Origin of the sequence: Micromonospora sp. WMMD1155 (assembly GCF_029581275.1) — a bacterium.
Taxonomy (GTDB): domain Bacteria; phylum Actinomycetota; class Actinomycetes; order Mycobacteriales; family Micromonosporaceae; genus Micromonospora.
The window spans coordinates 5,527,807-5,547,044 of sequence record NZ_CP120742.1; the positions used below are offsets into that span (position 1 = coordinate 5,527,807).

The 19,238-nt window shown below is 71.6% G+C and carries 18 protein-coding genes and 1 pseudogene; 11 read left to right on the forward strand and 8 right to left on the reverse strand.

The genetic code is table 11. From position 1 onward, the window contains the following. Positions 1-75: 75 nt before the first annotated feature. Positions 76-1,803 (forward strand): IlvD/Edd family dehydratase, encoded by a 1,728-nt coding sequence (locus tag O7617_RS25385; RefSeq protein ID WP_282258634.1) that lies wholly within the window; start codon positions 76-78, stop codon positions 1,801-1,803. A gap of 96 nt (positions 1,804-1,899) precedes the next feature. Here O7617_RS25385 and O7617_RS25390 read toward each other — a convergent pair whose 3' ends face one another. Together O7617_RS25390 and O7617_RS25395 are read right to left on the reverse strand one after the other, a co-directional pair. After that, positions 1,900-2,679, reverse strand: a complete 780-nt coding sequence (locus O7617_RS25390; RefSeq protein WP_282258636.1) for an ABC transporter permease — start codon at positions 2,677-2,679, stop codon at positions 1,900-1,902. Then, positions 2,676-3,689, reverse strand: a complete 1,014-nt coding sequence (locus O7617_RS25395) for an ABC transporter substrate-binding protein (RefSeq protein WP_282258637.1) — start codon at positions 3,687-3,689, stop codon at positions 2,676-2,678. Before O7617_RS25395 ends, O7617_RS25390 begins: the two co-directional genes overlap by 4 nt. A 305-nt stretch (positions 3,690-3,994) precedes the next feature. Here O7617_RS25395 and O7617_RS25400 point away from each other — a divergent pair, with 305 nt between their 5' ends. From O7617_RS25400 to O7617_RS25410, 3 genes are read left to right on the forward strand one after another with little or no spacing between them, the layout of a single operon-like run. Next, the gene (locus tag O7617_RS25400; protein WP_282258638.1) at positions 3,995-4,915 is read left to right on the forward strand and encodes a DUF6282 family protein; all 921 of its coding nucleotides are present in this window, start codon (positions 3,995-3,997) and stop codon (positions 4,913-4,915) included. Next, complete coding sequence (locus O7617_RS25405; protein ID WP_282258639.1) at positions 4,912-5,628, forward strand: PIG-L deacetylase family protein; 717 nt, start codon at positions 4,912-4,914, stop codon at positions 5,626-5,628. Before O7617_RS25400 ends, O7617_RS25405 begins: the two co-directional genes overlap by 4 nt. After that, entirely contained in the window at positions 5,625-6,284 is a 660-nt protein-coding gene (locus tag O7617_RS25410) for a 4-carboxy-4-hydroxy-2-oxoadipate aldolase/oxaloacetate decarboxylase (RefSeq protein ID WP_282258640.1), read from the forward strand. The genes O7617_RS25405 and O7617_RS25410 overlap by 4 nt, the downstream gene beginning before the upstream one ends. A 37-nt stretch (positions 6,285-6,321) precedes the next feature. Here O7617_RS25410 and O7617_RS25415 read toward each other — a convergent pair whose 3' ends face one another. Then, positions 6,322-7,776, reverse strand: coding sequence for an alkaline phosphatase PhoX (locus O7617_RS25415; protein ID WP_282258641.1), 1,455 nt, complete (start codon positions 7,774-7,776; stop codon positions 6,322-6,324). Positions 7,777-7,983: 207 nt separating this feature from the next. On the opposite strand from O7617_RS25415, the gene O7617_RS25420 reads away from it, so the two are divergent. Next, positions 7,984-8,709: an alpha/beta hydrolase gene (locus O7617_RS25420; RefSeq protein ID WP_282258642.1), complete on the forward strand. Its 726-nt coding sequence runs from the start codon at positions 7,984-7,986 to the stop codon at positions 8,707-8,709. A 63-nt stretch (positions 8,710-8,772) separates the two neighbouring features. Here O7617_RS25420 and O7617_RS25425 read toward each other — a convergent pair whose 3' ends face one another. From O7617_RS25425 to O7617_RS25435, 3 genes and pseudogenes are all read right to left on the reverse strand, one after another. Next, positions 8,773-9,708: a hypothetical protein gene (locus O7617_RS25425; RefSeq protein WP_282258643.1), complete on the reverse strand. Its 936-nt coding sequence runs from the start codon at positions 9,706-9,708 to the stop codon at positions 8,773-8,775. Positions 9,709-9,846: 138 nt separating this feature from the next. Beyond that, positions 9,847-10,026: pseudogene (locus tag O7617_RS25430) on the reverse strand (cell division protein DivIVA); the annotation flags it as partial. Positions 10,027-10,331: 305 nt separating this feature from the next. Next, entirely contained in the window at positions 10,332-10,859 is a 528-nt protein-coding gene (locus O7617_RS25435) for a MarR family transcriptional regulator (RefSeq protein ID WP_282258644.1), read from the reverse strand. A gap of 145 nt (positions 10,860-11,004) precedes the next feature. Here O7617_RS25435 and O7617_RS25440 point away from each other — a divergent pair, with 145 nt between their 5' ends. Then, entirely contained in the window at positions 11,005-13,275 is a 2,271-nt protein-coding gene (locus tag O7617_RS25440) for an LLM class flavin-dependent oxidoreductase (RefSeq protein ID WP_282258645.1), read from the forward strand. On the opposite strand, the gene O7617_RS25445 is transcribed toward O7617_RS25440, so the two are convergent. Further along, positions 13,272-13,982, reverse strand: coding sequence for a DNA alkylation repair protein (locus tag O7617_RS25445; RefSeq protein ID WP_282258646.1), 711 nt, complete (start codon positions 13,980-13,982; stop codon positions 13,272-13,274). The genes O7617_RS25440 and O7617_RS25445 overlap by 4 nt on opposite strands. Positions 13,983-14,104: 122 nt before the next feature. On the opposite strand from O7617_RS25445, the gene O7617_RS25450 reads away from it, so the two are divergent. Continuing rightward, positions 14,105-14,659 (forward strand): hypothetical protein, encoded by a 555-nt coding sequence (locus O7617_RS25450; RefSeq protein ID WP_282258647.1) that lies wholly within the window; start codon positions 14,105-14,107, stop codon positions 14,657-14,659. Between the two features lie 66 nt (positions 14,660-14,725). Here O7617_RS25450 and O7617_RS25455 read toward each other — a convergent pair whose 3' ends face one another. Then, on the reverse strand, positions 14,726-15,571 hold the full coding sequence (locus tag O7617_RS25455; protein ID WP_282258648.1) for an NAD(P)H-binding protein: 846 nt from the start codon (positions 15,569-15,571) through the stop codon (positions 14,726-14,728). A gap of 100 nt (positions 15,572-15,671) precedes the next feature. On the opposite strand from O7617_RS25455, the gene O7617_RS25460 reads away from it, so the two are divergent. From O7617_RS25460 to O7617_RS25475, 4 genes are all read left to right on the forward strand, one after another. Further along, positions 15,672-16,139, forward strand: a complete 468-nt coding sequence (locus O7617_RS25460; protein WP_282258649.1) for a MarR family transcriptional regulator — start codon at positions 15,672-15,674, stop codon at positions 16,137-16,139. Positions 16,140-16,255: 116 nt separating this feature from the next. Then, the gene (locus O7617_RS25465; RefSeq protein ID WP_282258650.1) at positions 16,256-17,473 is read left to right on the forward strand and encodes an MFS transporter; all 1,218 of its coding nucleotides are present in this window, start codon (positions 16,256-16,258) and stop codon (positions 17,471-17,473) included. Beyond that, the gene (locus O7617_RS25470; protein WP_282258651.1) at positions 17,470-18,087 is read left to right on the forward strand and encodes a VOC family protein; all 618 of its coding nucleotides are present in this window, start codon (positions 17,470-17,472) and stop codon (positions 18,085-18,087) included. The genes O7617_RS25465 and O7617_RS25470 overlap by 4 nt, the downstream gene beginning before the upstream one ends. A gap of 297 nt (positions 18,088-18,384) precedes the next feature. Continuing rightward, positions 18,385-19,209, forward strand: a complete 825-nt coding sequence (locus O7617_RS25475; protein WP_282258652.1) for a BTAD domain-containing putative transcriptional regulator — start codon at positions 18,385-18,387, stop codon at positions 19,207-19,209. Positions 19,210-19,238: the final 29 nt, after the last annotated feature.

The following is a 19,238-nucleotide window of genomic DNA, read 5'->3' on the forward strand; positions in this document are numbered from 1 at the left end:
ACCAGCCACCGCACCACCCGCTCAACGATCGCCGCGAACCCCCGCGGCGCGCACTGATGACAGAGGAGTGTGCTGATGTCGACGACGAATCGACCGCTGCGCAGCGCGCAGTGGTTCGGTGCGGAGGGCCGCAACGGGTTCATCCATCGGTCCTGGATGCGCAACCAGGGGTTCGCGGACGACGTCTTCGACGGGCGCCCGGTGATCGGCATCGCCACCACCTGGTCGGAGCTGACCCCCTGCAACGCCCACCTGCGGGACCTGGCCGAGTCGGTGAAGCGGGGCGTGTGGGAGAGCGGCGGCCTGCCGCTGGAGTTTCCGGCGATGAGCCTGGGTGAACCCCTCATGCGGCCCACCACCATGCTCTACCGCAACCTGTTGGCGATGGAGTTGGAGGAGTCGGTCCGAGCCAACCCGCTCGACGCGGTCGTCCTGCTCTCCGGCTGCGACAAGACCACCCCCGGCCTGCTGATGGGAGCGGCGAGCGTCGACCTGCCGACTTTGATGCTGACCGGTGGCCCGATGCTCAACGGCAAGTTCCGGGGGCAGGACATCGGGTCGGGCACGGTCGTCTGGCGCTTCACCGAGGAGATGCGGGCGGGCCGGATGAGCGCGGCCGACTGCGCGGAGGCGGAGGTCGGCATGTCCCGCAGTCGGGGGCACTGCATGACCATGGGGACCGCCTCCACGATGGCCTGTGTGACCGAGGCGTTGGGCGTGCAGCTCCCGGGGGCCGCCGCCGTGCCGGCTGTCGACTCCCGGCGGTACGCGCTCGCGCACGCCGCCGGACGCCGGATCGTAGCCATGGTCGAGCAGGACCAACGGTTGTCGACGGTGCTCACCAGGGAGGCGTTCGAGAACGCGGTACGCGTCAACGCCGCGATCGGCGGTTCGACGAACGCCGTCGTCCACCTGCTCGCGGTGGCCGGACGCCTCGGTGTCCCGCTGTCGCTGGAGGACTTCGACGCCCTCACCGCCGACGTGCCCATGCTGGTCAACCTCATGCCCTCCGGGGCGTACCTCATGGAGGACTTCGCCTACGCGGGCGGCGTCCCGGCGGTGATGGCGGAGATCGCTCCGCTGCTGCACATGGACCACGTGACCGTCAGCGGAAAGAGCGTGGCCGACAACGTCGAGGGCGTGCAGTGCTGGAACCGGGACGTCATCGCCACCATGGCGGAGCCGTTCCAGCCCGCCGGCTCGGGCACCGTGGTGCTGCGCGGGTCACTCGCGCCGTCCGGGGCGGTGTTGAAGGTCTCCGCGGCCTCCGCCCACCTGCTCACGCACACCGGGCCGGCGCTCGTCTTCGACCGGATCGAGGAGTACGTCGTCGCGGCCGACGACCCGGACCTCGACGTCACCCCGGACACGGTGATCGTGGTGCGCAACGCCGGGCCACGTGGCTATCCCGGGTTCCCGGAGGTGGGCAACGTCCCCATGCCACGACGGCTGCTCGCCGACGGCATCACCGACATGGTGCGGATCTCCGACGCCAGGATGAGCGGCACCGGGTACGGCACCTGCATCCTGCACGTGGCCCCGGAGGCGTCGGTGGGCGGCCCGCTCGCGTTGGTGCGCACCGGCGACCTGGTCCGCGTCGACGTGGCGACGCGGTCCCTGGACCTGCTCGTCGACGACGCGGAGATCGCCCAGCGCCGCGCCGCCTGGCAACCACCACCGCCGGTCGCCGACCGGGGATGGGTGCGCCTGTACAGCGAGCACGTCCTGCAGGCCGACCAGGGCGCGGATCTGGACTTCCTGGTCGGCAGCAGCGGCAGCGACGTGCCCCGGCACTCGCACTGACCACGACGCGGCCCGGCTCGGGTCGCGGGGAGGAGGAGGGTGGCGCACCGGCGCGAGTGCGCGGGGAGGGCTCGGCAGCCGCGAGCGATCTCCGACTCAGGAGGAGATCGCTCGCGCCCACGGCACGAGGAGTCGTTCGAGCCCGGCCATCAGGTAGAAGAGCAGCGCGCCCATGAGGGCGAGCAGGATCAGCGCCGCGAACGCGAGCGGGGTGTCGGCGGACTGACCGGAGCTGGCGATCACCGCGCCCAGCCCGGCCTGTGGGTTGATCACTTCGCCGATGATCGCGCCGATGATGGCCAGTGAGGTCGCCACCTTCAGGCCGACGAAGATCTGCGGCAGGGCCCACGGGAGTCGGACCTTGAGGAAGGTCTGCCACCATGAGGCGGACAGGGAGCGGGCCAGCTCAGCGAGGTCGTTCGGTGTCGAGGTCAGGCCGGCCATGGTCGAGATCAGGATCGGAAAGAAGCAGAGCAGCACCACCATCACGATCTTGGCCTCGTAGCCGAAGCCGATCCAGACCAGGAGCAGCGGCGCGAGCGCCACCTTCGGCACCGCGTTGATGCCGGCGATCATCGGGAGGACCATCCGCTCGACGGTCCGCGACGCGGCGAGCAGGACGGCGAGCAGGAGCCCGCCCGCCGCGGCGATCCCGAACCCGATGATCGTCTCCAGGAAGGTGATCCAGGTCTGCTGGGCGAGGTGACCGGGCAGCCGCAGGAACGCGTCGACGACGTCCGGTGGTGCCGGCAGGAAGAACGGTTCGATGTCGAAGGCCCAGGTGGACAGCCACCAGAGCCCGGTCGCGAGCACCGCGCCCAGGGCCGGCAGCCCGAGGGTCTGCCAGCGTCGTCGTGCCCGGGAGTCGCCGGTCACGACTTCTTGACGAAGGTCGGGTCCATGACGGCCGCCGGCGTCAGGCCCGACGGGATCAGGTCGGCGCGTTCGAGGACGGCAATGGTCTGCGCCACCCGCGCCTCGTCCAGGAACCCGATCGGGGCTCCGTCGGTGGGACGGACGTGCGGGGTCATCGCCTCGATCTCGCCCTTGCCCGCCGCCACCGTGTAGGTGGGCTTCGCCTTGTTGAGGATCGTCGCCGCCTCGTCCGGGTGCTCGATGGTGTACGCCAAGCCCTTGAGCGCGGCCTTGGTGAACCGCTGCACGAGGTCGGGGTCGTCCTTGATGAGCGACGGAGTGGTGATGATCGCGTTGCCGAACAGGTCCGGCAGGTAGTCGCTGTAGGGCAGGACCACGACGTCCTTGCGGGCGGCCGTCTGCAGGGCGCCGCGGCTGAGCAGGAACGTGCCCAGTGCGTCGACCCGACGGCTCGCCATGAGCCCGTTGAGGGCGGTGGGCTGCACGCCCTCGATCTTCACCGTCGACGGATCGAGCCCGGCCAGCCGCGCGTACGCCGGGAAGAGCAACTCGGTCACGGAGCCGGTGCCGGTCGCCATCGTCTTGCCCCGGAGGTCCTTCGGGGTGGTGATGTCGGTGTCCTCGGTGGTCATCACCGAGATCAACGTCTGCTGGTGCACGGCGGCGACAGCCCGCCAGTCGGTGAACTCGCCCTTGCCCGCCTGGATGACGGCACCGGTCAGGTCGAGGGCCCCGAACTGGACCTGCCCCGACTTGAGCGCCGTCAGGTTCTGCTGGTTGCCGGCGCCCTCCTTGATGTCGACCTCGATGCCGACCTCCGCGAAGTAGCCCTTCTCCTTGGCGACCCAGGCGAAGGCGTCCCGGCCCACCGCCCCGAACGCGGTGATGTAGGAGACCTTGTCGGTGCCGCCGTCGGGCGGGTCGCCGCCGCCGTCGGTGCCGCCACAGCCTCCGGCGGCGAGCGCCACGGTCAGCCAGGCCGCCACGAGCGTGTAGAAGCGCTTACCCATGCGGTGCCTCCAGCTTTCGGGCTCGCGACGGTCGGCCCAACCGTGGATCGGCCCGCCGACGCGGGATCGGCATCGATGGACGATTTTAGATCAGGCGGGTGCCGTCCGTCAGTCCCGATCCGCCGACGGTGTTGCCACGCAACGAATTCCGTCCGCCGTCCACAGTGGATGCGGGCTGCGCGGGGTCCGCAGAGCCAGAATGATCGCCGATATGCTTACCCGCGGCGGCTCCCGGCCCGTGACCGCCGCGCGCTCGGCCGAGTGCGCCCGCACGACCTCGGTTCCAGGGCTCATCGAGGAGCGCGATGCCTGACCACCCGGTTCCCTCCGCCCGTGCGCGCGCCGTGGTCCGCGACGCCTACGACACGCACGTGCACGTGGCCCCCGACGTGATGGCCCGGCGCATCGACGACGTCGACCTGGCACACCGCTGCGCCGAGGTCGGGCTGGCCGGCTTCGTCCTCAAGTCCCACTACGTGGCGACGGCCGAGCGGGCCGCGGTGGTTCGTAAGGTGGTGCCCGGCGTCGACGTCCTCGGCGCCGTCACCCTCAACGGCGCGATGGGCGGGATGAACCCGGTCGCGGTCGAGGTCGCCGCGCGCCAGGGTGCGCGGATCGTCTGGATGCCGACGGTGGACTCCGGAAACCAGCGGCGCAGCACCGCCACCGATCTGCCGGGTGCCACACCGGCGATGTGGGGAGCCTTCCAAGCCGACCTGCACAGCCAGGGCATCGTGCCGGACCCGGTCGAGGTCGTCGACGCCGAGGGCCGGGTCCTCGACCGCGTACGCCAGGTGCTGCGGGTGATCGCCCGGCACGACATCACGCTCGCCACCGGCCACCTGAGCGGTGCCGAGATCGCCGCCGTGGTCCGGGCCGCAGGAGAGGAGGGGGTACGCCGGATCGTGGTCACCCACCCCGAGTTCACCTCGCAGCGGCTGACGCCCGAACGGCAGCGCGAGCTGGCCGAGGCGGGCGCCCTCCTGGAGCGCTGCTTCACGACCCCGCACTCGGGCAAGGTCGACTGGGCGGACCTGTTCGCCACCATCCGGTCGGTCGGCGTGGCGCACTCCGTCCTCTCCAGCGATCTGGGGCAACCGTTCAACCCGCCGGTGGAGGACGGTCTGGCGCTCTTCGCCGACCGCCTGTTCGACGCCGGCTTCACCGAAGAGGAGATCCACGTCATGGCGGTGGTCAACTCGCGCCGGCTGGTGACGCCGGTATGAGCGGGCGGCGGATGCTGGTGGTGGGCGCCCACTCCGCGGACTTCGTCTGGCGGGCCGCCGGAGCCATCGCGACGCACACGCGGGCCGGCGGTGAGGCCCTCGTGTTGGCGCTCTCCTACGGTGAACGAGGCGAATCCGGTGAGCTGTGGAAGGACCCGCAGCAGACGGTGGAGAACGTCAAACGACTGCGGCACGCCGAGGCGGAACGAGCCGCCGCCGCGGTCGGCGCCCGGTTCGAGGCGTTCGACCTGGGCGACTACCCGCTCCGGATCCGCGACGAGGACATCGACCGGCTGGCGACGCTGATGCGCGAGTACGTCCCACACGTGGTGCTCACCCACCCCGAGCGCGACCCGTTCAACCCGGACCACCCGGCGGCGCACGCCGCGGTGGCGACCGCCCGGCAGCTCACCGCGGGCGCCGGAGTGTCCAGCGGCTTCCGGACCGCCCCGCCCTCGGAGTTCCTGGCCTTCGAACCCCACCAGCCGGAACTCTGCGGGTTCGTTCCCACCGTCTTCGTCGACATCACCGAGGTGATGCCGGCCAAGCGGGAGGCGATGGCGGCGATGGCGGCTCAGGGCTACCTGCGCGAGTACTACACCCAGCGCGCCGACCATCGGGGCAACCACGCCCGCCGGGTCACCGGTGACGCGGCCATCCGGCAGGCGGAGGCGTTCCAACGGTTGATCCCGAATGTCGTGGCGGCGCTGTGAACTCCGCCCGTGACGCGGCCGACGTCGACCCCACGATGATCGAGGCACTGTCCGCTGCGGGGGTGGCCACGGTCTACGAGGCCGCCGGCCGCCGTGGCCTGATCGATGTGGACCTCGTGCAGGTCGTGCCGGGTTCCCGGGTCGCCGGCGCCGCCCGGACCGTCGTGTGTGGCCAGGATGACAACCGGGCCGTGCACGAGGCCATGACGCTCGTGCGTCCGGGGGAGGTGCTGGTGCTCACCATGCCCGAGCCGGCTCCCGTCGCGCTGATCGGTGAGCTGCTGGCCACGCAGGCCAAGGTCGCCGGCGCGGCCGGTGTGCTGGTCGACGCGGCGGTACGGGACGTGGACGAACTCCGGGCACTCGGCCTGCCGGTCTGGGCCCGCTGGTGTCGGGTGCGCGGAGCCACCAAACGCGAGCGGGGCTCGCTCGACATGCCGGTGTCGGTGGGCGGTGCGACGGTCGAGCCGGGGGACATCGTGGTGCTCGACGCCGACGGGGCCGTGGTGGTGCGGCGGACGAGCGTGGACGCCGTGGTCGCCGCGACGAGGAGCCGGACGGCCAGGGAGGTCGGATTGCGGGCCCGGCTGGAAGCCGGCGAGTTCAGTTACGACCTGCACGGAATGCGGACGGAGGACGAGCCCGGCGGGCGGTAGGACCGGGCGATCCGCCCGACCCCACCGCCCGATCCGGTCAGCCCAGGTACTTCTCCCACGGGCCGGTGATGGCCAGCGTGAGGCCCGGGTCCTGCATGTTGACGAAGAGCACCCTGCCGTCGGCGCTGAAGGTCGGCCCGCAGAACTCCGAGTCGTTGAGCATGTTGCGGGCGATCGCGTACGTCGGGCCGCCCGGGATGGTGCTCAGCACGTGGGAGGCGCCCTTGCCGTCCTCGGCGAGCACCAGGCTCCCCCACGGGGTGACCGTCACGTTGTCCGGGCCGTCGAAGGTGATGTCGGTGTACTTGACCGGCGTCCCCTCCTCGGAGGAGGTCTGGTGCGGGAAGTACGTGACCAGCTGGATGGTCTGGTCCTTGAAGTTGTAGAACCACACCATGCCGTCGTGCGGCGCGGCGTCGGACGGCAGGTCACCCTCGTCCCAGGCGTAGGAGTTGACGACGTACACGCCCTCGTCGGTGCTCCACACGCCCTCGAACTTGCGTCCGCGGGTGACCTGGCCGTCGGCGAACTGCTCGCGCACGGACGTGTGCCGCGCGTCGCGGTCCGGCACCTCGATCCACCGGACGGGGAAGGGGCGGCCCAGTTGGGCGGAGGTCAGGTAGGCGACGTCCGGCAGCACCGACCCGTCGTCCATGATGATCTGCATGGCGGCGAGGACGCCCGCGTTCGGCGCGAGACGGGTCAGCACGCCGGGGCCGAGCTTGACGCCGCGCGGCGCCGACCAGCGGTAGAAGAGGCCGTTGGGCTCGTCGGCGTCCTCGGAGAGGTAGATGTGGGTGCGGTCCTTGTCGATCGCGAGGGCCTCGTGGGAGTAGCGGCCCAGGCACTTGATCGGCCGCGGGTCCGCGCTGCCGTCGGCCCAGACCTCGAAGACGTAGCCGTGGTCCTTCTGGTACGTGCCGGTCCGGTCGCCCTCTTCCCACTCGTCACCGGCGCGGTCCTCGGTCTCCTCGCAGGTCAGCCAGGTACCCCAGGGGGTCGGTCCGCCGGCGCAGTTGGAGATGGTGCCGGAGAGGGCGACGAACTCACCGAGGTTCCGGCCCGCACGGTCGGTCTTGATCACGGTGCAGCCACCGGCGTCGACGGCGCCCGGGTCGTACACCGTCCCCTTGGCGTGCGGCACGCCGAACTCGGCGCCCGGGTCGATCTCGTGGTTCTGGATCAGGGTGTAACGGCCGTGGCCGGCGTCGTAGACGGCCATGCCGTCGTGGTCGGCCGGGGTCATGCCCTGACCACGGTCCAGCCGGGTGACACCGGTCCGGGTGACCACCGTGTAGCTGAAGCCCTCCGGCAGGGCGAGGACGCCCTTGGGGTCGTCCACCAGCGGCGGGAACGGCACGTGGCCGGACGTGACCGGCGGGTGCGGGCGCCCCGGGCTGGCCTGCGCCAGCGACGGCAGGCCGCCGGCGACGGCGAGGCCCACACCGGCGGCGGCGCCACCGGCGAGGAAGGTACGACGAGAGGAAGGCACGTGATCAGCTCCTGGTCAGGACAAGTGCGACGAGTCGGAGCCAACCCGTGCGGACGAACAGCAACACGTCGTCGACGGGATCGGTCGGTGACATCGGGGTGAAGAAACAGGGCCGCCCGCGCCCCGACGTTTCCCGTGCGCACGGTGGGTAATCAGCCGCGCCCACCCAGTCCGTACGGGGTGCACACCCCTCACGCCAAGGAGCCGATGGCCGTGTCAGATCAGAACATCACCGTCGTCCTCGTTCACGGCGCGTTCGCCGAATCGGCGAGCTGGAACGGAGTGATCGAGCGGCTGGGCTACGGCTACTCCGTGGTCGCCGCCGCCAACCCGCTCCGCAGCCTCGCCGGGGACACCACCTACGTCCGGGACGTGGTGCGGGCGGTCGGCGGGCCGGTCGTGCTCGTCGGCCACTCGTACGGCGGCATGGTCATCACCGAGGCCGCCGCGGGCGAGCCGATGGTGCGCGGCCTGGTCTACGTCAATGCGCTCGCCGCCGACACGGGTGAGTCGGCGATGTCGCTGAACGCCAAGTTCCCCGGCAGCACGCTCGCCGACACCCTGGTCTCCCAGCCGGTGGCGACCGGTGGGAACGAGGTGACCATCGCCCAGGACGCCTACCACCGACAGTTCGTCGCGGACGTCTCCGAGGACACCGCGGCGTTGATGGCGCGGACCCAGCGGCCGATCACCGAGCAGGCGCTCAGCGACGGGCTCTCGACGTCCGAGCCGCCGTGGAAGTCGTTGCCCAGTTGGTTCGTCTTCGGCGACGCGGACCGCAACATCCCGGTCGCCGCGCACCGCTTCATGGCCGAACGCGCCGGCGCCCGGGGCACCCGCGAGGTCGCCGGAGCCTCCCACGCGATGACGATGTCCCAGCCCGGCGAGGTCGCCGAGTCCATCATCGAGGCGGTCCGGGGCGTCGGGGCGTAGCTCTGCTCCGTGCGGAAGGTGCCCGCCGACCATCGGGTCGGCGGGCACCTCGCCGGGGACCGGCTACCGGCCGCAGGTCCCGCACGCGCGGCGGGTGCGCAGGTGATAGTCGCTGGACGCGGTGACCAGGCCGAGCCCGATGACGCAGTACGCCGACATCGCCGCCCAGAGGAACGCGTCGGAGAACTCGCTGTCCGATCCCGTCGCCACCTGCGCCAGCCCCATGCCGAAGTAGGCCACGATGCCCGTCCCGAGACCGAAGCCGGGCACCAGCAACAGCAGGCGGGGAATCCGGTGACCGGCGAGCAGCGGTACCCAGCCCGGCCAGACCTCGCCCCACCTGTGCACCAGCGCCAGCGGTAGGAGCGCACCGGCCAGCACCAGGCCGGCCTCCAGGCCGATCACCGAGGCGTCCTCGGTGAGGCCGTCGAATCCCACGACGGCCTGGGCGGCGAAGCGGGCGACGAGGCCGACCACCGCGGCGTACGCGGCCCAGCGTGCCCACCGCGCGGGGGTCCTGCGTGGCGGTCCGGGGCGGGTCGTGCGGCAGCACGCCGGGCAGTCGCCTCGGGTGCGCCGCTGGTAGCGGGCGGTGGCCAGCGCGAGCAGGACCGCCCCGGTGACACAGCCGAGCCGGCTGGCGAACCCGACCGGGTCGACGTGCGGGCCGACGGCGAGCAGCAGGAGACCCACCACCTCGGGTAGCAGGATCGCGGCTGCGGCGACCAGTGCCGCGGCAGTCGTCCAGGCGACCCCCGCGAGCACCGGCCGCCAGGTGCGCTGCCGGTCCAGAGCGACCGCCACCACACCCGCTGCCACGCACATCGCCACCGACCGCCAGCCGGTGAAGCCGAGCAGGTCCGACCCGAACCGCCCGGCGTCCGGTGCCTCGCCCACCGTCCACGTCAGACGCACGCCCCCGTATGCCACGGCCCAGCCGAGCACTGCGTACGTCAGGCCGTGGCCGGCCCGGCCGACGATCGGAGCCGATGTCGTCATGCCTTCAGATCGTCGCGGCGTCGGGGTGCGGTCGGTTCCCGCCGACAGGGGAGGGCCCTCCCTCGCGGGAGGGACTCAGGTGGCCGGGCCGGAATCCCGGCCCTGGTCGGTGCCGGTGGTCCCGGCGGCCCGGCCGTGGGCTCGATTCAGGATGGTCTCCGCCTCCTGGCGGGCGGCAGCCACCATCTCCTCGCACTCGCGTTGCGCTTCGGCGCGGTGGTCGTTCGCCTGCTCCTCGGCGAGCCTGAGGATCTGTTCCACCCGGGGGGCCAGGCCGGTGAGGGTGGGTCGTTCATACAGTTGCCTCCGCGATTCGGCCGAGGTGTCCGCGCTCGTGCCCTTCCCGTCGCGGTCCACCATGCCGTCGGCCACCAGGTCGGGCTCGCTCTCGCCGACCAGGGAGAGGCCGATCCCGAGCACGGCCACCGCTATCCCGGACCACAGGGCGGCCGTCCCGAGGGACGGCCCGACGGCCGCACCGACACCGAGTCCGACCAGGACGGCAGCGGTCTTGACTGGCTTTCGCATGGCTGGACCTCGCGGCTACGGGGAGGAGGGCTTCTGGTTCCAGCATGCTGAGCCAGTCAACCCGTGGCCCCGCACGTGGACCGCCGGGGCCCGAGCTACCCGGCCCCGTGCTCGGTCGGCGGCAGGACGCTGCGCACCGCGACGCAGGGGTCCGTCGCCGGCGCGGCGGCGTGGATCGCGTCGGCGGCGCGGGCGGCGAAGTCGCGGAAGGTGTCGCGTTGGTCCTCGGGCAGCCCGCCCAGCACGTGGTCCTCGGCGTGCGCGACCCGCCGCTCCGCCTCGGCGAGTGCCGCACGCCCCCGGTCGGTGGCCACCACCCGGCGGGCGCGCCGGTCCTGGGGGTCGAGTCTCCGTTCGATGAGACCGGCGTTCTCCAGGTCGTCGATCACGTAGGTCAGGACGCTGCGGTCGATGGCCAGGCGGGTCGCCAGGGCACCCTGCGTGGGCACGTCCTCGTGTACGACGACGGCCAGGATGTGGTAGCCCCGGCTGCCGTGCGGCAGGTCGTCCAGCACCTCCTCGACGTACTCGTGCCAGCGGCGTAGCACCACGCCCAGGGACCAGCCGAAGGTCGAACCGCGCTTGCGGTCGGCCGGCAGTTCGCACGGGTCGGTGGCGGACATGCACCGGACGCTAACAGGCGAGGTGGTGATCGAAGCGACGTTCCCCGACGCGGCCGGAATGCGTTGGTCGGCAACTACGTTGTGGGACATACGATCTGCCGAACAGATCATATTCTGGCAACATGACCACGGAGATGCTGACGCGATGCCTGATTACGGTCACGAAATCCAGTTCGGGACGTTCCTGACACCCGCGGCCCAGGACCCGGATCACGTGGTGGCGCTCGCCGAGCTGACCGAGGCGGCGGGCCTGGATCTCGCCACCTTCCAGGACCACCCGTACAACGCCGACTACCTCGACACCTGGACCCTGCTGAGCTGGGTCGCCGCCCGTACCCAGCGGTTGCGGATCTCGGGGAACGTCCTCAGCCTCCCGTTGCGCCCGCCGGCCGTCCTGGCCAGGGCCGCGGCGAGCCTGGACCGGTTGTCCCACGGCCGGTTCGAGCTGGGGCTCGGCGCGGGCGCGTTCTGGGACGGTGTCGAGGGCATGGGCGCCCGTCGGCTCACGGCGGGGCAGGGCGTCGAGGCGCTGCGCGAGGCGATCGACGTCCTGCGCGGGGTGTGGGACGACACCGCACCCGGGCCGCTGCGCCGCGACGGGAGGTACTACCCGATCCCCGGCATGCGGCGCGGCCCTGCGCCGGCACACGACATCGACATCTGGCTCGGCGCGTACCAGCCGAAGATGCTCGCCTTGACCGGTCAGAAGGCGGACGGCTGGCTGCCGACGCTGGAGTACCTGCGGTCCCCGGACCGGGTGACCGCCAACCGGCTCATCGACGAGGCGGCGGTCGCGGCGGGACGCGACCCACGGCAGATCCGGCGGCTGCTCAACCTGTTCACCGTCGACGTGTCGTCGCGAAGTCGTGGCTTCCTTCAGGGGCCACCGGAGCAGTGGGTCGACCAACTCCTCCCGCTGGTCCTCGAGGAGGGTTTCAGCACCTTCCTGATCGGCCGCGACGACCCGCGACTGATCCAGGCTCTCGGGCAGGAGATCGCCCCCGCGCTGCGCGAGGCGGTCGCCAGGGAGCGTACGTCGAACGGGCCCGACACCGGACGGACCGGCGCTGTCACCGTCCGGTCCGAGCGTCGTCCGGGCCTGGACCGTGCGGCGCTGCCGGCATCGCTGGCCGCCCGGACCGTCGAGCCCGGCGACCGGGAGTACGAGGGTGTCCGCCACAGCTACAGCTATAAGGGGGCGCCGGCGCTGGTGATCCGACCGGAGAGCGCCGCCGAGGTCGCCGACGCCGTGTCGTACGCGCGGACCCAGGACGTCCCGTTGTCGGTGCGCAGTGGCGGGCACGGCATCAGCGGCCGGTCGACGAACGACGGCGGGATCGTCATCGACCTGTCCAGGATGAACCGGGTGGAGGTGCTCGACCGGACGACCCGTCGGATCCGGTTGGAGCCGGGTGCCCGCTGGGGGCAGGTGGCCCAGGCACTCGCTCCGTACGGCCTGGCGATGAGCTCGGGCGACTACGGCGACGTGGGCGTCGGTGGTCTCGCCACCACCGCCGGCATCGGATACCTGGCGCGTAAGCACGGTCTGACGATCGACCACGTCGTCGCCGCCGAGATCGTCACCGCGGACGGCAGCCTGCTGCGCCTGGACGACGAGCATCACCCCGACCTGTTCTGGGCCGTCCGGGGCGCGGGCGGCAACGTCGGCGTGGTCACCGCCCTCGAACTGGAGGCGTACGAGGTCGACACCGTCGTCTTCGCCCAGCTCGTCGTCGACGCGAGCGACGCCGCGCAGTTGCTCCGCCGGTGGGGTCGACTCGTCGAGGACGCGCCGCGGGAGCTGACGAGCTTCCTGTCCCTCTTCCCGGGGCGCCGGGGTGACCCGCCGATGGCCCAGGTCACCCTGGTCTACGCCGGTGACGACGTCGAGGCGGCCCAGTCCGTCCTGAGCCCGTTCCTGGAGATCGGCCCGATCCTCGATCAGCAGGCGCAGCTCGTGCCGTACCCGGCGATCGTCGTTCCGCCCGGCAACCAGCATCGAGGTCAGGGGCTGCGGGACACCCGAAGCGGCCTGGCGCACCACATCACCCCCGAGGCGGCCGACCTCATGGCCCACATGATCAACTCCGGTGATGTGATGATCATGCAGTTCCGGTCCGTCGGCGGCGCGGTCAACGACGTCGCCCGCGACGCGACCGCCTACCCGCACCGGGACCAGAACTTCTCGGTGCTCGCCGCCACTGTCGAGGACCGCAGGCCCCAGCTCGACAAGCTGTGGGCCGAGCTGTACCCGCACCTCGACGGCATGTATCTCAGCTTCGAGTCCGACACGGACCCGGCGCGGCTGTTGGACGCCTGGCCCGAGCCCACCCTGGGTCGACTGCGCGCCATCAAGGCCACCTACGACCCGGACAACGTCTTCAACCGCAACTTCCCGATCCCACCGGCAGGCTAGAGCGCGCCGGACAGGTAGTCCCGGCGTCGCTGCGGTTCGAACTTCTCGATCGCGTACCGCAGCATCACCCGGGGCATGACGCGGTAGCGGCGGAGCAGGAACTCCTCCTCCGCCGCTCGGTCCCGGTTGCCCACCTCGCGCAGCATCCAGCCCACCGCCTTCCGGACGAGGTCGTGCGGGTCGTTCAGGAGCCGGTCGCTGAGGTGGAAGGTCCAGTGGAAGTCGTCGGCCCGGATGAAGGCGAAGGTCGCCATGATGGCGATGCGCCGGTCCCACACCAGGCTCGACCCGGCCAGCCGATCCAGGACGTCGCGCTCCTTGTCGGCGAGCCAGGGGCCGACGATGTACGGCGCCGACGAGTCCACCAGGTCCCAGTTGTTGAGGCGGCCGGTGTTGGCCAGGACGAGGCGGAAGATCTCGCCCCGTTGCCGCTCGTCGCCCTCGGCGAACTTGCGGACCAGGATGAGCAGCGACGTCAGCCGCTCCTCGTGCACCTCACCGTGCAGCAGGTCGGTCGTCTCCTCCAGGGAGAGGTCGCGCCAGTACCGGGCGGCGACCCGACGCTGGTCCGGCACTGTGACGCCGATGGCCCGGTCGCCCTCGCCGTAGCCGCCGGGGCCCATCTGCAGGTATCGCCTCGACGCCTCGGCGCGACCTGGGTCGGCGAGGTCGGCGAGGTCTCGACGCACGTCGACGCTCGTGGCCATGACGTGCAAGCTACTGCGACCAGCGGCAGTCGGGGCGTCCTACCCGTCGCGGACCGTCGCAAACCAGGCCGTCGGGATGACGCCTCGGGTATGGGCGCTCGCCCGAGGGGTACGGCCTCACCATGCTGAAACGAGCGGTGTGGCAGGGGTTGGCGGCGGGTCTGGCCGGCGCGGCGGTGATGACCGTCGCGGAGAAGGTGGAGCAGCGGGTGACCGGCCGGCCCGACTCGTACGTGCCGGCCCAGGTGCTGGCGCGGCTGGCCGGTCTGCCGGAATCCTCCGGGCAGCAACCCCGCTGGCAGAACCTGGCGATGCACTACGGCCAGGGCGCGGTGGTCGGCGTGCTGCGCAGCGTGATGGCCCAGGCCGGGCTGCGGGGCGTCTGGGCGTCCAGCGTGTTCACGGCGCTGCGACTGGCCAACGACCAGATCCTGGAGAACGCCACGGGTGTGGGGGCACCGCCGCTGACCTGGCCTCGCGGGGAACTCGCCATCGACGTGTTGCACAAGTCCATCTACGCGTTCGCCACCGGAGCGGTGGCGGACGCGCTCGCCGCTCGCGACGGCGCCGGTCCCGGGCAGCGGCACGCGGCGTTGCGCCCCGGTCGCCGGTCGGACGTCGGCCCCCTCCCGTACGAGCGGCGGCGCGACGGCCGCGTGCCGGCCGGGCCGAGATGACGTCGGTGCGGCTGGTAGCCGGGTTCGGGGAAGGGCTCTGGCGGGCCCTTCCCCGAACGACGCCGGTCAGACGGTGGCGAAGTGCTCGCGGTGGTCGTCGGCGAACTCGGCGAAACTTCGCGGTGCCCGGCCGACGACCTGCTCGACGTGGTCGTTGGTGAAGTCGCCCCAGCCGGAGCCGTAGGCCACCCGGTACTCGGCGAGGACCTCCGCCGACCACTCGTCGAGGCCGGCGTGGAGCAGGCCGTCGCGCGCCTCGTCCGGGCTCTGCGGCACGTACCGCACCGGCTTGCGGGTGGCGCGGGCGATGTCCTCGGCGGCCTGGTGCAGGGTGATGCTCTCCGGACCGGTGGGCGTGTAGATCCTGCCCTCGTGCCGCTCGGGCGCGGCGAGGATCGCCGCACCGGCCGCGGCGATGTCCCGGGCGTCGATCAGGCCGACCTTGGCCTCGCCGAAGAGCCCGTAGAGGTGTTCACCGGCCTTGGCGGCGAGCAGGTTCTGCATGAAGTGACTCGGGCGCAGGATCGTCCAGCGGATGCCGGACTCCCGCACCTCGGCGTCGGAGAGCGCGTGCAGGCGGCCGTTGCGGGTGGGCGCGTCGTGCGCGGCGCCGATCGCCGAGAGCCGGACGATGTGCCGCACTCCGGCCTGCCGGGCGGCCCACACCGCGTTCATGCTCTGGCTCGGTGCCATCGGGCCCATCGGGGTCAGCAGCCAGAGCGTCGTCACGCCCTCGAACGCCGGGGTGAGCGTGCGGGGGCGGTCGAGGTCGCCGACGACGACGTCGACGCCGTCGAGTCGGGGAGCGCGGGCGGGGTCGCGCACGAGGGCGCGCACCGACTGCGCTCCCGCGAGTTCGCGCAGCACCTCCCGCGAGACGGTGCCGTTGGCTCCGGTGATCAGAATGGTCATGTCGTCCTCCGGTGGGGTGGACCGCGGTCGGGCTGGCCGCTGGTCGACGCCCGCCACGTTATAGTCCAAAACTTGTACAGTCCAATGATTGGACCACTTTATGAAGCGCAGCACACTCAAGGAGCAGGACCCGGACCTCGGCATCCTGGCCGTGCAGCTCTCCGCGCGTGTTCAGCGGGAGATCTTCCGGCGGTCGGCGGAGCACGGGTTCGACGACGTCCGGCCCCGGCACGGGGCGGTGCTCGCCTACCTCGACGTCGAGGGCACCCGTCCCGGCGAACTGGCCCGGCTGGCCGGGCGCAACAAGCAGACGATGGGCGCGATCCTCGACGAGCTGGAGCGGCTGGGATACGTCCGGCGTACGCCCGACCCCGCCGACCGCCGGGCGAAGCTGATCGTGCCGACGGACCGGGGCCGCGACTTCATCGACCTCAGCGACGGCATCGTGGGCCAGATCGAGCAGGAACTCTCCGACACGCTCGGCGTCGAGCAGTACCGGGCCTTCCGGAGCGCACTGGGCCATGGCGTGACGGCCCTCCCGGCCACCGGTCCCGACACCGAGGGCTGAGCAGGGGGGCGGCCCGTCGCGTCGGCATGTGACGGCGCAGAGCGGGTACCCGGCCGTCGCTCACCAGCGGAACCCCCGGGTTCCACCGTCGTCAGCGCAGCCCGAGGAGCATCGACATGCCGATCGCCGGGAGGGCCCGACTCTCGCCGAGGGTCTCCCTGCTGCTGTTGGCGTCGATCCTCGTGTCGTTCCTGGCCGCGTCGGCCGCCCCGACGCCCCTCTACGGCATCTACCAGGAGCGCTGGCACTTCTCACCGGTCACGACCACCGTGGTGTTCGCCGTCTACGCGCTCGCCGTGCTGGCGTCGCTGCTCACGTTCGGCAAGCTTTCGGACCACGTGGGTCGCCGCCCGGTCCTGGCCGTGGCGATCGCCGTGCAGATGCTCTCGCTCGTCGTCTTCATCTTCGCCAACGGCGTACCCACACTGCTCGTCGCCCGCCTGCTCCAGGGTCTCGCGGCCGGTGCCGCCACCGGCGCCGTCGGGGCCGGGATGCTCGACATCGACCGCGCCCGGGGCACGCTCGCGAACTCCATCGCCCCCGGCATCGGCACCGGGAGCGGCGCCCTGCTCTCGGCGCTGCTGATCGACTTCCTGCCCGCGCCGACGCGGCTCGTGTACGTCGTCCTCCTGGTGATCCTCCTGATCCAGCTCGTCGGGATCGCGCTGATGCCGGAGACGGTCACGCCGATGGCGGGTGCACGACGCAGCCTCCGACCGGAGATCAAACTGCCGCGCGCCGTACGCGAACCGTTGCTGGTCGTCGTCCCGGTGCTGTTCGCGGTCTGGGCGCTGGCCGGCTTCTTCGGGGCGCTCGGCCCGGCGCTGGTGCGCAGCCTCATGAACACGTCGATCGTGGTCGGCGGCCTGGTCCTCTTCGTCTTCGCGGTCTTCGGGTCGGTCGCCGTCCTGCTGATGCGCAACACCGCCGCCCGGACGGTGATCCTGGTCGGGATCGTCGCCCTCGTCCTGGGCATGGTCGTGACGTTGGTGTCGGTCATGGCGGAGTCCGTCCCGGGATTCTTCGTCGGCCTCGCGCTCGGCGGCATCGGCTTCGGCGGCGGCTTCCAGGGCAGCCTCAAGACGATCACGCCCCTGGTGGAGGCGCACGAACGCGCCAGCGTGCTGTCCCTGCTCTACATCGTCTGCTATGTCGGGTTCGGCCTCCCGACGGTGATCGCCGGCTTCCTCGTGGTCTACGCCGGTGGCCTGCCGCAGACCGCCGACGAATACTCCGTCGCCGTCATCCTGCTCGCCCTGATCGCCCTGTTCGGGGTGCGCAGGGCCACGAGGACCAGTCAGCCAGCAGCAGCGACCGGGAGGGGAACGCGATGAGCCCGAAGAGCGCCCAGGGGGACGCCGGAATCGAGAACGTCGACGTCAAAGTCGAGGTGATCGTCATTCCGGTGTCCGATGTGGACAGGGCGAAGGAGTTCTACCGACGCCTCGGGTGGCGGCTCGACCAGACACCGCCCGGCATCGTGCAGTTGACGCCGCGCGGCTCCGGATGTTCCGTACAGTTCGGCCCGGGGCTCACCCCGGCGGCGCCCGGCTCGGCCATGGCGTACCTGGTCGTGTCCGACCTCGAAGCGACCCGCAACGCCCTGGTCGCCGCCGGTGTCGAGGTGGGCGGGCTCTTCCACGTCACCCCGGACGGGCCGGTCGACGGGCTGGACCCGGAGCGGCGCAGCTACGTCTCGCGCGCCATCTTCCGCGACCCGGACGGCAACACCTGGCTCATGCAGGAGATCACGACCAGGCTGCCGGGGCGCATCGAGGGCGGGCTGACGTCGTTCGGCTCGGCGAGCGACCTGGCCGGCGCACTGCGGCGCGCTGCCGCCGCCCACGGTGAGCACGAGGAGCGCACCGGGCAGCGGGACGAGAACTGGCCCGACTGGTACGCGACGTACATGGTCAGCGAACAGTCGGGAGCCAAGCTGCCCGAGTAAGTTTCGGCTCCTCCCCGTCGATCGGCGCGATGCCGGTGGGTCATCCCGATGACTCACCGGCATCGGCGTCTGCACATGTCGCCGCACCTCGCACACCGTTCGTACGCGCGATGTACACGGGTTGTACGCCGAGGGCCGTACCATCCCCGGACGCGATGATCTCCATCAATGCGGCGGACCCGGCCTCAGAGCCGAAGTCGGTGGACGTGCCGTACCTCGTCGCCTGTGCGCGGTCGCCCCGGCCGCCGATAGGGAGGAGACCTCGATGACGAGTCCTGGTGCGGGCGGTGCGATGCCGTGACGCGGGTACGGTTCCTCGCCCTGGGCCCACTGCACGCCGAGGTGGGCAGGACGTTGCTCGATCTCGGTCCCGTCCGGCAACAGGCGGTGTTCGCGATCCTGCTGTTCAACGCGGACCGGGTGGTCACTCCGGCGACGATCCTGCAGGGCGTCTGGGGCGAACAGACCCCGCCGACCGGCGCGAAGGTGATCCCGCCGTACATCTACCGGCTCCGGCGCACCCTGCAGGCGGCAGGCGTCGGCCACGACGGCCCGGCGATCGACAGCCTGCGCATCGGCTACCGGTTGCGTCTCGGGTCGGCCGGTACCGACGTGGCGGACTTCGACGAGGCGGTCGACCGGGCCGCGGCGGCCGAGCGGGCCGGGGACCTCGCGGGCGCCGCCGAGCTGCTGGCCGAGGCCGAACGGAACTGGGCGGGCGAACCGTTGGCCGGCCTGACCGGGCCGTACGCCCAGAGTCGCCGCCAACACCTGCTCGAACGCCGCATCGTCTGCCTGGAACACCGGCTGGAACTCCATCTGCGGCTCGGAGACAGCCGTCGGGCCATTCCCGCGCTGGTCGCGTTGCAGGCGGAGTACCCCCTGCGGGAACGGCTGACGATCATGCTGATGGCCGCCCTGTACCAGGCCGGTCGGCAGGGTGAGGCGATGGATGTCTTCAGCGCGTTCCGGACCCGTCTGGCCACCGAGTTGGGCGTCGAACCGACCCCGGCGCTGGTCGCCGCGTACACCTCGATGTTGCACGGAGCCCTGGGCCTGCCCCCGATGCCCGGCGGCCCTGCGGAAGGACATGCCCGCGCGCGGGCGGCCACCACCACGTGAGCGCGGCGACGCCGCGCAGTGAGGCGGAA

Coding starts and splice junctions, on each gene's coding strand:
- O7617_RS25385 (WP_282258634.1), top strand. CDS start 76: ATGTCGACGACGAATCGACCGCTGCGCAGCGCGCAGTGGTTCGGTGCG.
- O7617_RS25395 (WP_282258637.1), bottom strand. CDS start 3,689: ATGGGTAAGCGCTTCTACACGCTCGTGGCGGCCTGGCTGACCGTGGCG.
- O7617_RS25400 (WP_282258638.1), top strand. CDS start 3,995: ATGCCTGACCACCCGGTTCCCTCCGCCCGTGCGCGCGCCGTGGTCCGC.
- O7617_RS25405 (WP_282258639.1), top strand. CDS start 4,912: ATGAGCGGGCGGCGGATGCTGGTGGTGGGCGCCCACTCCGCGGACTTC.
- O7617_RS25420 (WP_282258642.1), top strand. CDS start 7,984: ATGGCCGTGTCAGATCAGAACATCACCGTCGTCCTCGTTCACGGCGCG.
- O7617_RS25425 (WP_282258643.1), bottom strand. CDS start 9,708: ATGACGACATCGGCTCCGATCGTCGGCCGGGCCGGCCACGGCCTGACG.
- O7617_RS25435 (WP_282258644.1), bottom strand. CDS start 10,859: ATGTCCGCCACCGACCCGTGCGAACTGCCGGCCGACCGCAAGCGCGGT.
- O7617_RS25440 (WP_282258645.1), top strand. CDS start 11,005: ATGCCTGATTACGGTCACGAAATCCAGTTCGGGACGTTCCTGACACCC.
- O7617_RS25445 (WP_282258646.1), bottom strand. CDS start 13,982: ATGGCCACGAGCGTCGACGTGCGTCGAGACCTCGCCGACCTCGCCGAC.
- O7617_RS25450 (WP_282258647.1), top strand. CDS start 14,105: ATGCTGAAACGAGCGGTGTGGCAGGGGTTGGCGGCGGGTCTGGCCGGC.
- O7617_RS25455 (WP_282258648.1), bottom strand. CDS start 15,571: ATGACCATTCTGATCACCGGAGCCAACGGCACCGTCTCGCGGGAGGTG.
- O7617_RS25460 (WP_282258649.1), top strand. CDS start 15,672: ATGAAGCGCAGCACACTCAAGGAGCAGGACCCGGACCTCGGCATCCTG.
- O7617_RS25465 (WP_282258650.1), top strand. CDS start 16,256: ATGCCGATCGCCGGGAGGGCCCGACTCTCGCCGAGGGTCTCCCTGCTG.
- O7617_RS25470 (WP_282258651.1), top strand. CDS start 17,470: ATGAGCCCGAAGAGCGCCCAGGGGGACGCCGGAATCGAGAACGTCGAC.